Source organism: Streptomyces sp. NPDC050842, from assembly GCF_044456565.1.
Classification (GTDB): Bacteria; Actinomycetota; Actinomycetes; order Streptomycetales; family Streptomycetaceae; genus Streptomyces.
This window is the reverse complement of sequence record NZ_JBITGA010000003.1, coordinates 874,588-888,337: the sequence shown is the minus strand read 5'-3', so window position 1 is coordinate 888,337 and position 13,750 is coordinate 874,588. Positions and strand designations below refer to the sequence as shown.

12 protein-coding genes are annotated in these 13,750 nt (G+C 73.3%); 2 read left to right on the top strand and 10 right to left on the bottom strand.

All coding sequences use genetic code 11. The annotated features are described in order from the left end of the window. The 7 genes from ACIBG6_RS13140 to ACIBG6_RS13110 form a co-directional block, all read right to left on the bottom strand. Nucleotides 1–804 (bottom strand): biotin/lipoyl-containing protein (locus ACIBG6_RS13140; protein WP_399222670.1); only part of this gene is annotated, 804 nt, incomplete at its 3' end. Nucleotides 805–833: 29 nt separating this feature from the next. After that, complete coding sequence (locus tag ACIBG6_RS13135) at nt 834–1,838, bottom strand: alpha-ketoacid dehydrogenase subunit beta (protein WP_399222669.1); 1,005 nt, start codon at nt 1,836–1,838, stop codon at nt 834–836. A 2-nt stretch (nt 1,839–1,840) separates the two neighbouring features. Beyond that, nucleotides 1,841–2,962 carry a pyruvate dehydrogenase (acetyl-transferring) E1 component subunit alpha gene (pdhA, locus tag ACIBG6_RS13130; RefSeq protein ID WP_399222668.1) on the bottom strand — a complete coding sequence of 374 codons (1,122 nt, stop codon included), beginning with the start codon at nt 2,960–2,962 and terminating at the stop codon, nt 1,841–1,843. Nucleotides 2,963–3,108: 146 nt separating this feature from the next. After that, a complete protein-coding gene (locus tag ACIBG6_RS13125; RefSeq protein WP_399222667.1) occupies nt 3,109–4,110 on the bottom strand; it encodes a hypothetical protein in 1,002 nt (333 codons plus the stop codon). Nucleotides 4,111–4,220: 110 nt separating this feature from the next. After that, the gene (locus ACIBG6_RS13120; RefSeq protein WP_399222666.1) at nt 4,221–5,744 is read right to left on the bottom strand and encodes an MFS transporter; all 1,524 of its coding nucleotides are present in this window, start codon (nt 5,742–5,744) and stop codon (nt 4,221–4,223) included. Nucleotides 5,745–5,781: 37 nt separating this feature from the next. Next, complete coding sequence (locus ACIBG6_RS13115; protein ID WP_024761885.1) at nt 5,782–6,006, bottom strand: phosphopantetheine-binding protein; 225 nt, start codon at nt 6,004–6,006, stop codon at nt 5,782–5,784. Next, a complete protein-coding gene (locus ACIBG6_RS13110; RefSeq protein ID WP_399222665.1) occupies nt 6,003–7,940 on the bottom strand; it encodes an HAD-IIIC family phosphatase in 1,938 nt (645 codons plus the stop codon). Before ACIBG6_RS13110 ends, ACIBG6_RS13115 begins: the two co-directional genes overlap by 4 nt. 266 nt (nt 7,941–8,206) lie before the next feature. Between ACIBG6_RS13110 and ACIBG6_RS13105 the strand changes: the two genes are divergently transcribed. Together ACIBG6_RS13105 and ACIBG6_RS13100 are read left to right on the top strand one after the other, a co-directional pair. Then, on the top strand, nt 8,207–9,010 hold the full coding sequence (locus ACIBG6_RS13105) for an AfsR/SARP family transcriptional regulator (RefSeq protein WP_024761883.1): 804 nt from the start codon (nt 8,207–8,209) through the stop codon (nt 9,008–9,010). A gap of 19 nt (nt 9,011–9,029) precedes the next feature. Then, nucleotides 9,030–9,371 (top strand): YrdB family protein, encoded by a 342-nt coding sequence (locus tag ACIBG6_RS13100; protein WP_399222664.1) that lies wholly within the window; start codon nt 9,030–9,032, stop codon nt 9,369–9,371. Nucleotides 9,372–9,404: 33 nt separating this feature from the next. On the opposite strand, the gene ACIBG6_RS13095 is transcribed toward ACIBG6_RS13100, so the two are convergent. The 3 genes from ACIBG6_RS13095 to ACIBG6_RS13085 all read right to left on the bottom strand — a co-directional run bounded on the left by ACIBG6_RS13095 (nt 9,405) and on the right by ACIBG6_RS13085 (nt 13,699). Next, entirely contained in the window at nt 9,405–10,442 is a 1,038-nt protein-coding gene (locus ACIBG6_RS13095) for a ketoacyl-ACP synthase III family protein (RefSeq protein WP_399222663.1), read from the bottom strand. Between the two features lie 72 nt (nt 10,443–10,514). Next, complete coding sequence (locus ACIBG6_RS13090; RefSeq protein ID WP_399222662.1) at nt 10,515–11,303, bottom strand: thioesterase II family protein; 789 nt, start codon at nt 11,301–11,303, stop codon at nt 10,515–10,517. Next, entirely contained in the window at nt 11,300–13,699 is a 2,400-nt protein-coding gene (locus ACIBG6_RS13085) for a beta-ketoacyl synthase N-terminal-like domain-containing protein (protein ID WP_399222661.1), read from the bottom strand. The genes ACIBG6_RS13090 and ACIBG6_RS13085 overlap by 4 nt, the downstream gene beginning before the upstream one ends. Nucleotides 13,700–13,750: the final 51 nt, after the last annotated feature.

Below are 13,750 nucleotides of genomic sequence, written 5' to 3'. Positions count from 1 at the left end.
CCGCGTGATGTCGAACGTCACGAACTCCGTGACGTGCGGCGCCGTGAACGCCGAACCGACCATCGCGGCCGCCGTCGCCTTCCGCACACCCTTGACGGGGATACGGGTCTCCCGGGCGTCCGGCACCGCGACGGGGGGTGCGGCCGGCTGGTGCACGACCTCCCGGGTGCCGATGTCGACCACGGCGGCGGCGTGCACGTCGGCGCGCGTGATCGTGCCTCCCCCGCCGGAGGGGCGGACGACCGTCAGGTCGACCCCGAGGTCCTTGGCGAGCTTGCGCACGGGGGGCTTGGCCAGCGGCCGGGGGCCGGCGGCGGGTCCGCGGCCGCCGGAGGCCATGCCGTTGGCCGGCTTGCGGGGGCGGCGCTTCGCGGAGGACTCCACGACGCCGTAGCCGACGAGTACCGGTCGTCGTTCCGGCGGTGCCTCGGGGACTTCGCCGGCTTCGGGGGCCGTGGAGGTCACGGAGGCCGTGGAGGTCGCGGAGGCCGTGGAGGTCGCGGAGGCCGTGGAGGTCGCGGAGGGCGCGGGGGCCTCCACGACGATCCGTTCCTCCGCGCCCGGCGCCGTGTCGACCGAGATGATCACGGCGCCGACGTCCACCGTCGTGCCCTCGGGGAAGCCGATCTCCCGTACGACGCCGTCGTAGGGGACGGGGAGTTCCACCGCCGCCTTGGCCGTCTCGATCTCGCACACGACCTGCCCGTCCACGACGGGGTCGCCGGGCTTGACGTACCAGGTGAGGATGTCGGCCTCGGTCAGCCCCTCCCCCACGTCGGGCATCCTGAATTCGCGAATCGCCATGATCTCTTTCCCTGTTGCGCCGGGTACGCCTAGTACGCCAGCGAGCGGTCGACGGCGTCGAGCACCCTGTCGAGGCCCGGCAGGTACTCCTCCTCCAGGCGGGCCGGCGGATACGGCGCGTGGTAGCCGCCGACCCGCAGGACGGGGGCCTCCAGGTGGTGGAAGCTGCGCTCCGTGATCCGGGCGGCGATCTCCGCGCCCGCGCCGAAGAAGACCGGGGCCTCGTGGACGACGACCAGACGGCCGGTCTTCTCGGCCGAGGCCTGGACGGTGTCGAAGTCGATCGGGGACACCGAGCGGAGGTCGAGGACCTCGATCGACCGGCCCTCCTCCTCGGCGGCGGCGGCCGCCTGGAGGCAGACCTTCACCATCGGGCCGTAGGCGGCGAGGGTGAGGTCGGTGCCGGCGCGGGCGACCCGCGCCTTGTGGAGCCCGCCGGGGACAGCGTCGCCCGCGGCGGAGCCGCTGTCGGGCACAGTCACCTCGCCCTTGTCCCAGTACCGGCGCTTCGGCTCGAAGAAGATGACCGGGTCGTCGCTCTCGACGGCCTGCCGCAGCATCCAGTACGCGTCGGACGAGGTCGACGGCGAGACGATCTTCAGGCCCGCGACGTGCGCGAACAGCGCCTCCGGGGACTCGGAGTGGTGCTCGACCGCGCCGATGCCGCCGCCGTACGGGATACGGATGACGACGGGGAGTCGCACCTTGCCCTGCGAGCGGGCGGGCATCTTCGCGAGCTGGGTGACGATCTGGTCGTACGCGGGGAAGACGAAACCGTCGAACTGGATCTCCACGACCGGCCGGTAGCCGCGCAGGGCCAGACCGATCGCGGTGCCGACGATGCCGGACTCGGCGAGGGGCGAGTCCATGACCCGGTCCTCGCCGAAGTCCTTCTGCAGGCCGTCGGTGACCCGGAAGACACCGCCGAGCTTTCCGATGTCCTCGCCCATGAGCAGGACCTTGGGGTCGGCCTCCAGCGCCGCGCGCAGGGCCTCGTTGAGCGCCTTCGCCACGGGAAGACTCTTGGTGACCATGACTAGTTGCTCCGTCCGGCGTCCTCGAAGGACGCCTGGTAGGCGGCGAACCGGGCACGTTCCTCGTCGACGAGCGCGTGCCCGTCCGCGTACACGTTGTCGAACATCACCGTCGGGTCGGGGTCGGGCATCGTCCTGACGATCTCGCGGACGCGCCGCGCGAGCGCCTCCGCCTCCTCGTCGAGGGCGGCGAACCACGCCTCGTCGGCGTGGCCCTCGCGCTCCAGGAGCCGCCGGAGCCGCAGGATCGGGTCCTTGGCCCGCCACTCCTCGACCTCCGCCTCGTCGCGGTAGCGGGTCGGGTCGTCGGAGGTGGTGTGGGCGCCCATGCGGTACGTGTACGCCTCGACGAACATCGGTCCGGAGCCGGTCCGTACGTGGTCGAGGGCGGCGCGGGTGACGGCCAGGCACGCGAGGACGTCGTTGCCGTCGACGCGGACGCCGGGGAAGCCGAAGCCGGGGGCGCGCCGGTAGAGCGGGACCCGCATCTGGCGCTCGGTGGGCTCGGAGATCGCCCACTGGTTGTTCTGGCAGAAGAAGACGATCGGGGCGTCGTAGACCGCGCCGAAGGTGAAGGCCTCCGCCACGTCGCCCTGGCTGGAGGCGCCGTCGCCGAAGTAGGCGATGACGGCGGTGTCGGCGCCGTCCTTGGCCACGCCCATCGCGTAGCCGGTGGCGTGCAGGGCCTGGGAGCCGATGACGAGGGTGTAGAGGTGGAAGTTGTTCTCCGCCGGGTCCCAGCTGCCGTTGCTGGCGCCGCGGAAGAGCGACAGGAGGTGGGCCGGGTCGAGGTTCCTGACCAGGGCCACGCCGTGCTCGCGGTAGCTGGGGAAGGCGTGGTCCCGGGGACGCAGGGCGCGGGCGGAGCCGATCTGGGCGGCCTCCTGGCCGAGCAGCGAGGGCCACAGGGCCAGCTCACCCTGGCGTTGCAGGGTGACGGCCTCGGCGTCGAGGCGGCGGGCCAGCACCATGTCCCGGTGGAGGCCGCGCAGTTCCTCCGCGCTCGGGTCGGCGGCGTACTCGGGGTGGTGGACCCGACGGCCCTCGGGCGTGAGCAGCTGGATGAGCTCGGTGGTCATTCGGGGTCTCCGGCTCTCGTTCGGTCGGTCCAGACCGACCGGCACATGGGGGGGTGGAAGAAGGAGCGGGGCTGGGTGCGTGCAGCTGCAAGGCGGAGGATTGAGGCATGGCGGAGCCATGGTGATTGACGACAACGCGGCAGATGTGCGCACCCAGCCCCGCGACGCCGCCCCCCATGTGCCGGTCGGTCTCAGTCGGTGCCGCGGCATATGTGGGGCTCCGCCGCCGCTCCCTCGGGCTCGCCCGCGAGGAGGACGAACGGGGGCACGGTCGAGGGGGTGGGCGGCTCGGCGGCCGGGGCGAGGGGCGTCGCGGGGAGGGCCGCCGTGCGGCCCAGGGCGTCGTCGTACACGAGGTTGAAGAGCTCGACGCAGGGCAGCGTCCGGGCCAGGTGGGCCTGGAGGCCGGGGGCTTCGAGGGTGAGGCGGACGTCCGAGACGGCGATGCCCCGGTCGGTGGCGCGCAGGTCCACGCGGAAGACGCCGAAGCAGAGTCCGAGGTGGAGGACGGCCGCGGCGGCCTCGGCGGCGAGGGCCTGGCTGCCTTCCCCGGTGGCCGGTTCCCAGCCGTCCTCGGTGGGCACGGCGAGGAGGAAGACGTGGGGCCGGCCCGAGACGAAGGCCCCGACGGCGGTGAACGCGGTGCCTTCGGGGGCCCGGTCGGGGTCCTCGTCGACGAGGAATCCGCCGGCGGCGAGGGCCGCGAGCCGGGCGCCGGTGTCCTGGACGCGGCGGACGGCGTCCGGGTGGTTGCCGGGCAGGTGCAGGGCGGCCGCGAGGTCGGCGGCGGCGAGCTGGACGTCCTCGCGCAGTCCGAGGACGAGGTCGAAGCGCCGGCCGGCGGCCTGCCGGTCGCGGGCCCAGGCCACACAGGCGTCGGCGTCGACGCTGTCGAGTCCGGTCGCCTCGTCGGAGAGGATCCGGGCCTCGGGGCCGCGGGCCGCGAGCAGCTCCGCGCGGTCGAGGACCCAGGTGCGTACCCCGCTCGACCAGGTCTCCAGGAGCGTGGAGTTGGCGGCGGCCTCGCCCGGGTGCCGGTGGGGTGCCGCCGCTCCGAGAAGGAGGGCGACGGGGGCCTTGGTGCCCGGGGCGGTGGTGGCCGGGGCAGTGGTCGCCGGGGCGGCGGTCGCCGTGGCAGAGGTCGCCGGGGCGGTGGTGGCCGGGGCGGCGGACCGGTGGCGTTGCTGGAGCATCTGTCTGCCTCTCTGCGCGGAGAGAGCGGGCTGGGGATCTCCTCGACCCGGTGCGGGTACGGAGGAGGGCGGGGCCGCCGGGCGGGTGGGGGGCCGCCCGGCGGCGCTGGTCAGGACTTCGGCGCGTCGCCGGCGGCCGGGCGGCCGGCGAACCCGAAGAGGCCGATGGCCAGGTTCGCGGCGATCCAGACGAAGAGGACCAGGAAGCCGCGCTGGAGCGCCTCGGTGAACGCCTCTGCCGTGCCGACTCCCTGGGCGGTGAGCTCGGCGAGGCGGGAGCCGACGACGGTCGCCGTGACGGCGAGGGCGAGGGCGCCGCCGACCTCGGTGGAGGCGTTGAGGATGGCGGAGGTGGTGCCCGCGTCCTGCTCCGAGGCGTCCTGCGTGCCGACGACCGGGGCCGTCATCATGCAGAGCACCAGGCCGACGCCGAGCAGCGCGGTGACCGGCAGCAGCAGCGACCAGTAGCCGCTGGTGGTGGCGGCGCCGAGCATCAGGACCAGCATGACGGCGAGCAGGACCGTACCGATGACGTACGGGACGCGGGGCCCGAACTTGGCGATGAGCACCGGGACGGCGCCGGACACGCCGAGCATCGCGAGACAGGTCGGGATGTAGGCGAGGCCGACCTCCATCGGGGTGTAGCCGAGGCCGAGCTGCATGTACTGCGGCAGCATGAAGAAGGCCGGCAGCATCAGGCCCGCGGTGATCAGCTGGGCGACGGTGCCGGTCGCGACGGACCGGCGGCGCAGCAGGTGCAGGGGCAGCAGCGGCGCCTTGGCGGTGCTCTCCACCCGGACGAACACGGCGAGCAGCACGACGGCGGCGGCGAGCGAGCCGAGGGCGATCGGATCGGTCCAGCCGTCCGTGCCGGCGGTGACGATGCCGAAGACCAGCGCGAGCAGGCCGAGGGTGCCGGTGAGGGCGCCCAGGACGTCGGCGGGCGGGCGGGCGCCGGTGCGGACGATCTTCGGGACGTACACGAACGCGGCGGCGATCAGCAGCACGCCGATGGGGATGTTGATGAGGAACGCCCAGCGCCAGTCGACGTCGGTGACGGCGCCGCCGAGCAGGGTGCCGAGGCTGGCGCCGACGCCCATGACGGTGCCCCAGATGCCGAGGGCCTTGGCGCGCTCGGCGGGCTCCGGGTAGGTCGTGACGAGGATGGAGAGGGCGGCCGGCGAGAGGACGGCGGCGCCGATGCCCTGGAGGCCGCGGCCGGTCAGCAGCATGCCGCCGCTGTCGGCGGTGGCCGCGGCGAGGGAGCCGAGGGTGAACAGGGCGATGCCGCTGACCAGGACGGTGCGGCGGGCGAAGACGTCGGTGAGGCGGCCGCCCAGCAGCATGAGGCCGCCGAAGAGCAGCACGTAGATGTTCATCACCCACTGCAGGCCCGTCGTGCCGAGCCCGAGGTCGCCGCGGAGCTGGGGAAGCATCACGTTGGCGATGGTCGCGTCCAGGACGCAGACGAGCTGGGCGACGGCGACCACGGCGAGGATCAGTCCGCGCTTGCCGGGGGCGGGCGCCTCCGGGCCGGCGGCGGACGGTCCGGGTGGTCCGGTCGGCGCCTCGGGCGACGCGGGCCGGACGTCCCGCGTGGTGTCCCGAGCGGTGTCCCGGGCGTCGATGCTCATGGTGTTCTCTCCTGCCTCTGCTGGAATGCTCGGCGGTTCACGCCGCGCTGATGCGCTCGTAGATGGCGGCGAGGCTGCGGTCGGCCAGCAGCTTGCCGACGGGGACGCGGGAGCCGGTCTCGCGCTCGACGGCGGCGACGAGGCGCAGCATGTGCATCGAGTCCCAGCTCACGACGTGGTCGAAGTCCGCGGAGAGGTCGTCGACGCCGAGGGGCAGGTCGAGCTCGTCGCGTACCAGGTGGATGAAGTCCTCTTTGGTCATGACGCGGTGCCTTCCAGGGTGGAGTCGAGCAGGATGTGGGAGGGGACGACCGGGAGGTTCTCCAGGTCGTGGCGGAAGTGGAGCTCGTCGTCCGCCGTGGAGTCGTCCGCCGTGGAGGTCGGGGTGAAGCCCATGGAGGGCCAGAACTCCCGGACGTTCTTGTTCTTGGCGGTCGGCCGGTAGCTCGCGAGGACCGTGCGGACGCCGGTGGCGGCGGCGTGGGCGAGGAGGCTCGCGATCGCGGTCTGCTCGATGCCGCGGGCGAAGACCCGGCAGGAGAGCAGCATGTTGTCGATGTGCAGGTCGTCGCCGGTACGGCGGGCGAAGACGGTTCCCACGACGCCGTTGTCGCCGAAGCGGTCGCCGGCGCGGATCGCGAGGACGAGGTGGTCGGGGTCGTCGGACCTGGCGGTCACGTCGGCCGGCTGGAGCCGTACCGTCGTCAAGTTGAACTGGTTGGTCCGCAGGGAGAGTTGCGCGACCCGGTCGATGTCGCCGGGGCCGGCCTCGGCGAGCCGGACGCGGACGCCGAGCCCTTCGAGGTACTCCTCCATGGAGCCGGCGCTCTCGAGGAGTTCGGCGCGCTCGGACTCGGTGCGGTAGAGCGCGGCCCGCGCGCGGTCCTCGTCGGTGAGGCGGGCGGTGTCGAACCAGCCGTCGGCGAGCAGCTTCTCGATGTGCAGGGCGGGCTCTTCGTCGAGGCGGACGACGGCGACCTGCGGGAGGCTGTCGGCGACCAGACCGCACTCGAAGGGCGAGTCGTCGGCGAAGACGAAGCTGTCCACGCCGAGGTTGAGCTTCTCGGCGATGTCCAGGAGATTGGCGTCCTTGGGCTGCCAGTTGGCGTTGACGCGGGCGAAGTCGGCCTCGCGCAGCACCATGTCGGGGTGGTCCTTGAGGACCTGGACGACCGGCTCGTGGTCGTTCTTGCTGCTGACCGCGAGCAGGATGCCCTGGGTGCCGATCTGCTTCACGACCCGCTGGAAGTTGCCGAAGGCCTCGCCGCGGAAGGTGGTGGCGGCGGCGATGCCGTCCGGGCCGTCGTCGCCGAGGATCCCGTCCCAGAGGGTGTTGTCGGCGTCGACGACGAGGACCTTCTTGGTGCGGCCGCGCAGCATGCGGGAGAGGTGGGCGACCTCCCGGGCGTAGCGGGCGAGCAGGTCGTCGCCGAGGTTGGCCTTGGCGTAGGCGGCCATGCGGGGCTCGTCGAGCGGGACGCCGGAGGCGACGACCGGGTCGAGGTCGACGACGTGGATCCGCGGGTTGCCGAGGGCGAGGCGCAGGAGTCCGCTGTTGAAGTCGCGCCAGGCGATGCCGGCGCGGGCCCGGGACTCGTGGTCGATGAGCTGGTGGGTGACGCTGCGGGGCAGCGGCACGGTGTTGAGGACCAGCGCGGCCGTGGCGTTCCCGGTGAAGGCGGTGGCGAGGCTCTCGATCTGGGCGAGCTTGCGCTCGGCGGTCCGTACGAGGTCGTCGGCCTGCCAGGGCGTGCCCATCTCGTCGAGGAGGGTCTGCGGGTCGAGGATCCACAGGGCCAGGTCGACGTCGGGGGCGTGCAGGGCGCTCGCCGGGTCGCGCAGGTCGCGCAGGTAGGCGTCGAAGTCGCCGAGGCGGTCCTCGACGAGGACGCCGTGGCGGGCGAACTCGGCGGTCAGCGGCGCTCGTACGCCTCCGATCGTGGAGTGTCCGGTGAGGGCGACGACCGCGGTCTCGGTGTCCGGGCGGGCCGCGAGGACGGCCTGCCGGTCGAGCTGGGCGAGGAGGTTGCCGGCGCGCCGGAAGTCGGCGTCCGCGCCGCCCGACACCATGGCGGCCAGGAGCGGGGCGACGGACGGGTAGTTCTCGGCCAGAGTGCCGTCGGCGCGCAGTGCGCGCAGTGATTCCAGCGGAGACTTCCGGGTTTCGCGATCCGCCGGGCTGGATACCGTGGTCAATGATCTCTCCTCACGCGTGCGCCTCCGTCGGCCGGGCCCTGTCCTCGGTGTGCGGACAGCTCGTCGGTACGGGCCGATCGTCGGCGGCGGCGCTTGAGCCGGACTCGCACTCGCGTCCAGCGCCCTCGTGCGGACCGTGCATTTCTCATGCATCGGCCTGTTCGGGGTTCATGGGACGGCGGTGACCTGGGCACTGTCGCCTCAACAGGCGGGCGGGCCAGACTCGGTAGCACCATTGGAGCTGGCGAGTGGAGGGGTGGAGCTGCATGGACATCAAGGTCCTGGGGTCCTTCGAGGCTTCGGAGAACGGGGTCGCGCTCCTGCCGACCGCGGGGAAGCCCCGCCAGATCCTCGCGCTGCTCGCCCTGCAGGCCGGCCAGATCGTGCCGGTGCCCACGCTCATGGAGGAGCTGTGGGACATGGAGCCGCCGCGGAGCGCGCAGACGACGCTGCAGACGTACATCCTCCAGCTGCGCAAGCGCATCGAGGCGGCGCTGCCGCCGGAGGGCCCGCGACGGGCGAAGGACGTGCTGGCCACGCGGTACGGCGGCTATCTCCTCGACATCACGCCGGAGGAGGTCGACGTGCACGCCTTCGAGCGGCTCGCGGCCGCCGGGCGGCGGGCGCTCGATCTCGGCGACCGGGAGACGGGTTCGCGGCTGCTGCGGCAGTCGCTCGCGGTGTGGCGGGGCCGGGCACTGGTCGACGTGCACCACGGGCTGCGTCTCGGCGTGGAGGTGACGCGTCTGGAGGAGAGTCACCTGTGCGTCGTGGAGTCCCGTGTCGAGGCGGATCTCGCGCTGGGCCGGCACCACGCGCTGCTGAGCGAGCTGGCGGTGCTGACCGCCCGCCATCCGATGCACGAGAACCTGTGCGCCCAGTACATGACGGCGCTCTACCGGTCCGGTCAGCAGTGGCGTGCGCTGGAGGCGTTCACCGCGCTCCGCGGCTTCCTCGTGGAGGAGTTGGGCGTGGAGCCGTCGCCGCGGCTCCAGGAGCTCCAGCGCGCCATCCTCAGCTCCGACCCCCGGCTGACCCGTTTCACGCTCCGTACCGATCTGACGGTCTGACCCGCTCTAGGAGTCCTTCATGCTCTCGTCCCTCAAGGCCTTCAACCTCCTTGTGATGTTCCTGCTGGAACTCTCGGTGTACGCGGCGGTCGCCCTGTGGGGGTTCACCACGACCGACAAGTGGCCGATGAAGCTGCTCCTCGGCGTCGGTGTGCCGATCGGTCTGATCGCCGTGTGGGCGCTGTTCGGGGCGCCGCGCGCCACGTACGCGGTGCACGGCGGCGGCCGGGTGCTCCTGGAGGTGCTGTGGTTCGGAAGCGGCGCCGCCGCCCTGGCCGCCTCGGGGAGGCAGGGCTGGGCGGCGGCGTTCGTGGGGATCTTCCTGGTCAACGCGGGGCTGCGGTTCCTCTGGGACCAGTGAGTCCGCCGGACCCGGCGGCTTCGTGGTGGGGCGTCACCACCGGGGCGACTCGGTGAACTCCAGGACGGCGACGGTCCACATGAAGCCGACGCCGACGCCCATGGTGACGAGCAGGTCGCCGGGCTGCGGGTTCCTGGCCTCCACCACGTGGTTCATGCCGATGAGCTGGTCGCCGGCGCCCATGTGGCCGTAGTCCTGGCCCCAGTCGTACGTGGTGGTGGCGCGGTCCACGCCGAGCAGCGAGTAGAACGAGAACTGAGCGATCGTCTCCGCGATGTTGGCGTGGACGAAGAAGCGGGCGTCGGACAGCTTGGCGTCCGCGTCGTCGAGCGCCTCCTGGAGCACCTGGGAGGCGTTCTTCGTCATCTGCTGGATGACGTGGTCGTAGGCGCCCTCCTCCTTGAGGAGGTAGTCGGACTTGCGGGTGCGCAGGTCGACGGGCTTGCCGTCGAGGAAGGGTCCGTCGGTCCAGCCCTGCGTGCCGCGGTAGATGGGCTCCAGGGAGGAGTCCGTGTAGGTCGCGGTGGACTTGAGGCGGGCGAAGCCGCCCTGGTTGGAGAGGACGAGGGCGCCGGCGCCGTCGCCGTACGCCTGCTGGCTGTCGGAGCCCCAGCGGTCGAAGTACGGCAGCCGGAAGGCGTCGCCGGTGGTGACGAGGGCGGCGGCGGGCTTGCTGCGGCTCGCGAGGTGCGAGGCGGCGATCTCCAGGCCGGCGAGGCCGCCGTTGGAGCCCTGCCGGATCTCCAGGGAGAGGCCGGTGCCGCCGACGGTCTCGTTCTGCACGTAGTTGACCGGGGTCCAGAAGTCCTGGCCCTGGTGGCCGACGCAGCCGTGGAGGACGATGTCGTACTCCTCGTGGGGGCGGCCGGCGCGCTCGACGGCCTGGCGGCCGGCGTGGGCGGCCATGACCGGGCCGGGCTCGTCGGCGCGGGCCACGCGGACCGCGCGGATGCCGTTCGAGGTGGCCTCCTCGGCGTCGTAGCGGCCGGCGGCGACGGCCTCGGCCGCGGTCTCGACCTGCTCCGGAAGGTAGGCCCCGAGTCCGGCCACGTACAGGTTGTCCCAGCGCATCTGTGTTCTCCCTCTGATCTGAACTGATCCGTGTGTGGTGTGGTGCGACTACTGCTGCCGTGCGGTGGGCGCTTACGCGACCTGTACGTCGTCCGCCAGGTCGAGGCAGGTCTCGATCTGGCCGACCACCTGGTCCGCCAGGGCCGGGAAGCCGGAGTCCAGGAAGTAGAAGTGGCCGCCGGGGAAGAACCGCTGGGCGAATCTCGCCCCGGTCTCGCGGCGCCACAGGTGCATGGCGGAGGCCGGGGCCCAGGCGTCCTGGGTGCCGCCGAACACCGTCAGCGGCGAGCTGATCGGCGAACGACCGGGTGCGGGGCGGTAGTTGTCCACGGCCTTCAGGTCGGCGCGGACGGTCCGCAGGAACCGGTCGAGGAAGTCGCTCGCCTCGGTGACCCGTTCGGGCATGCCCCCCAGGTCCAGCATCACGTCGAGGAGCGCGGCGTCGTCGAGCGCGTGCAGGGGTACGGCTCCGACGCCCGGGTGCCGGGGCGCGACCCGCCCCGACACCCCGGTCCACACCGGGTACCGGCCGAGGGCCTCCAGGGCCCGGGCGGTCTCCAGGGCCACCACCGCGCCCATGCTGTGGCCGAACAGGGCGAGCGGCGCGCCGTCGTCCGCCCAGGGCAGGACGTCGGCGACGGCGGTCTCCACCACCTCGGCCATGTCCTCCAGTTGGGTCCCGGCCGCCCGCCGGCCGCGCCCCGGCAGGTCGAGCAGGAGCAGGTCCCAGTCGGCGGGCAGATGGCGGACGAAGGGGTAGTAGACGGCGGCCGAGCCGCCCGCGTGGTGGAAGCCGATCAGCCGGACGGCCGGCTCGTCGACCGGGCGGGGCCGCAGGAACGGGCTCCTTACCGCGGTCACGCGTCCACCCCCATGGCGACGCAGACCTGCTCGCTGAGGTGGGCGAGGAGATCGGCGACCGGCATCTCCACCGGGCAGTCCAGGGTGGGCAGTTCCACCCCGTACTGCTGCTCGACGCTCTTGGTGAGGAGCATCGCGGTGAAGGAGTCGCCGCCGACCTCGCAGAACGGCACGTCGGGGGCGAGCGCCCCGTCCGCCTTGAGGACGGCGGCGAGCTCGGTCGTGAGATAGGCGCCGATCTCGGCCCGGTCGAGCGGTGCCGTACGGGTGGGGGCGACCGGGACCGGCATGGCGTGCACCGGCTCGGGGGCCGCCTCCTCGATCCAGAACCGCTTGCGCTGGAACGGGTAGGTCGGCGCGTCGACGAACACCGCGCCGGGCGCGCCGAGGCGGTCGAGCCGCAGGGGCGCGCCGCCCCGGTAGAGCACGGCCAGCGCCTCGGCGAGGAGGCGGGGCGTGTCCTCGGGGGCTTCGCCCGTGAGCGGCAGGTTCTGATCGCCGGCCGTGATCCGGGCGGCGCCCGGGGTGGCCGTGTCGCCGCCGGTCGCGAGGGTCGTCTTGACGCCGAGCAGCGTCAGGACGGCCCGCAGCCGGGTGGCGGGCGTGCCCTCGGTGCCGGTCGCCTCACCCAACCCGGGGAAGTGGCGGGCCAGTTCGGCCAGCGCGCGCTCCAGCAGGTCGGTGTCGGTGCCGGTGTCCAGGACCACCCGGTCGGCGGTGCGCGCGCCGTCGGCGGGCTGCCCGGCGGCGAGGGCGTCGGCGAGGGCGGCCGCGTCGGTGCCGACGACGGCGAGCCGGTGGCCGAAGTGGACGCGGCCGGCGCGCAGGGTGTGGCAGAGGGAGGCGGTGCCCGCGGCGTCGAGCCCCGTCAGGGCCTCCCGCACCCGCTCGGACAGTTCGGCGAGCGCCCGGGGGTCCTTGGCGGACAGGGTGAGCAGCTCCGGGTGGTGCGCCGGTACGTCGGCGGGGGCGGCGGGCCCCGGGCGGTACGAGGAGAGCACGGCGTGCGCGTTGGTCCCGGAGAGACCGAAGGCGCTGATACCGGCGGTGCGGTCCTCGGGGCCGCCCGCCCACGGTGCCGCCTCGCGGGGCACGGTGAGCGCGATCCGGTCCCAGGGGATGAGGGGGTTGAGCCGGCCGTCGCCGGGCTGGGCGCCCGCCGGGACGGTCCCGTCGCCGAGCATGAGGACCAGCTTCAGGACGCCGGCGATGCCGGCCGCGGCCTCCAGGTGCCCGATCCGCGCCTTGACGCTGCCGAGGGCGACGGGGGCGGTCCGCTCCCCCGCGCCGGTGCCGAGGACGGCGTCCAGGGCGCCGACCTCGATGGGGTCGCCGAGGGCGGTGCCGGTGCCGTGGGCCTCGACGTAGCCGACGGAGCCGGGGGCGACCCGGGCGTCGGCGAGGGCCGCGCGGATCACCTCCTGCTGGGCGGGGCCGCTGGGCACGGTGAAGCCGGAGGAGGCCCCGTCGTGGTTGACGGCGCTGCCCCGGACGACGGCGAGGACGGGGTGGCCCTGCGCGAGGGCGTCGTCGAGCCGCATCAGGGCGACCATGCCGACGCCCTCGCCCCGGCCGTAGCCGTCGGCGTCGGCGAGGAAGCTCCGGGACCTGCCGCCGGGAGAGAGGGCCTCGCCCTGGCACAGGGAGACCATGAGGTCGGGGCCGAGGATCAGGTTGGCGCCGCCGGCGAGCGCGTAGTCGCACTCGCCGCCGCGCAGCGCCCGGACCGCCTGGTGGATCGCCACCAGCGAGGAGGAGCAGGCGGTGTCGACGCTGGTCGCCGGGCCGGAGAGGCCGAGCGCGTAGCTGATCCGGCCGGCGACGAAGCAGTGGCCGCTGCCGGTGGAGTGGTAGGGGTCGATGCGGCTGTAGTCGCCGTCGTGGACGAACCGGCGGCCGTACTCGGAGGCCATGACGCCGACGAACACGCCGATCGGCAGCCGGTCCTGGCGGCGGGCGGCGATGCCGCCGCGCTCCAGCGCCTCCCAGGCCACTTCGAGCAGGAGGCGCTGCTGCGGGTCCATGGTCTCGGCCTCGCGCTGCGAGATCCCGAAGAACGCCGCGTCGAAGGAGGCGATGTCGTCGAGGAACCCGGCCCGGTCGACGTAGGAGTGGCCCTCCTTGCCGCGCTCCGGGTGGTAGACGGACCGCAGGCCGGTGCGGTCCTCGGGGATCGGGCCGACGGCCCGGGTGTCGGGGTCGGGCGCGTACAGGAACGTCCGGTACGCGTCGGGGGTGTCGATCCCGCCGGGCAGCCGCATCGCGGTGCCGACCACGGCCACGGGGGCGTGGGTACGGGCCTCCAGCTCGGCCACCCGGTCCTTGAGGCGACGGGACAGCTTCAGCTGGTCCTGGATCACCTGTCGCAGTGCCGCGGTGTCGGGGACGGTCGCCATCACTGTGCTCCTGCGTTCGTGTGTGTCGCCGTGGTCGTTCGCGCGGTTATC

Coding starts and splice junctions, on each gene's coding strand:
- ACIBG6_RS13135 (WP_399222669.1), bottom strand. CDS start 1,838: ATGGTCACCAAGAGTCTTCCCGTGGCGAAGGCGCTCAACGAGGCCCTG.
- ACIBG6_RS13125 (WP_399222667.1), bottom strand. CDS start 4,110: ATGCTCCAGCAACGCCACCGGTCCGCCGCCCCGGCCACCACCGCCCCG.
- ACIBG6_RS13120 (WP_399222666.1), bottom strand. CDS start 5,744: ATGAGCATCGACGCCCGGGACACCGCTCGGGACACCACGCGGGACGTC.
- ACIBG6_RS13115 (WP_024761885.1), bottom strand. CDS start 6,006: ATGACCAAAGAGGACTTCATCCACCTGGTACGCGACGAGCTCGACCTG.
- ACIBG6_RS13105 (WP_024761883.1), top strand. CDS start 8,207: ATGGACATCAAGGTCCTGGGGTCCTTCGAGGCTTCGGAGAACGGGGTC.
- ACIBG6_RS13100 (WP_399222664.1), top strand. CDS start 9,030: ATGCTCTCGTCCCTCAAGGCCTTCAACCTCCTTGTGATGTTCCTGCTG.
- ACIBG6_RS13095 (WP_399222663.1), bottom strand. CDS start 10,442: ATGCGCTGGGACAACCTGTACGTGGCCGGACTCGGGGCCTACCTTCCG.
- ACIBG6_RS13085 (WP_399222661.1), bottom strand. CDS start 13,699: ATGGCGACCGTCCCCGACACCGCGGCACTGCGACAGGTGATCCAGGAC.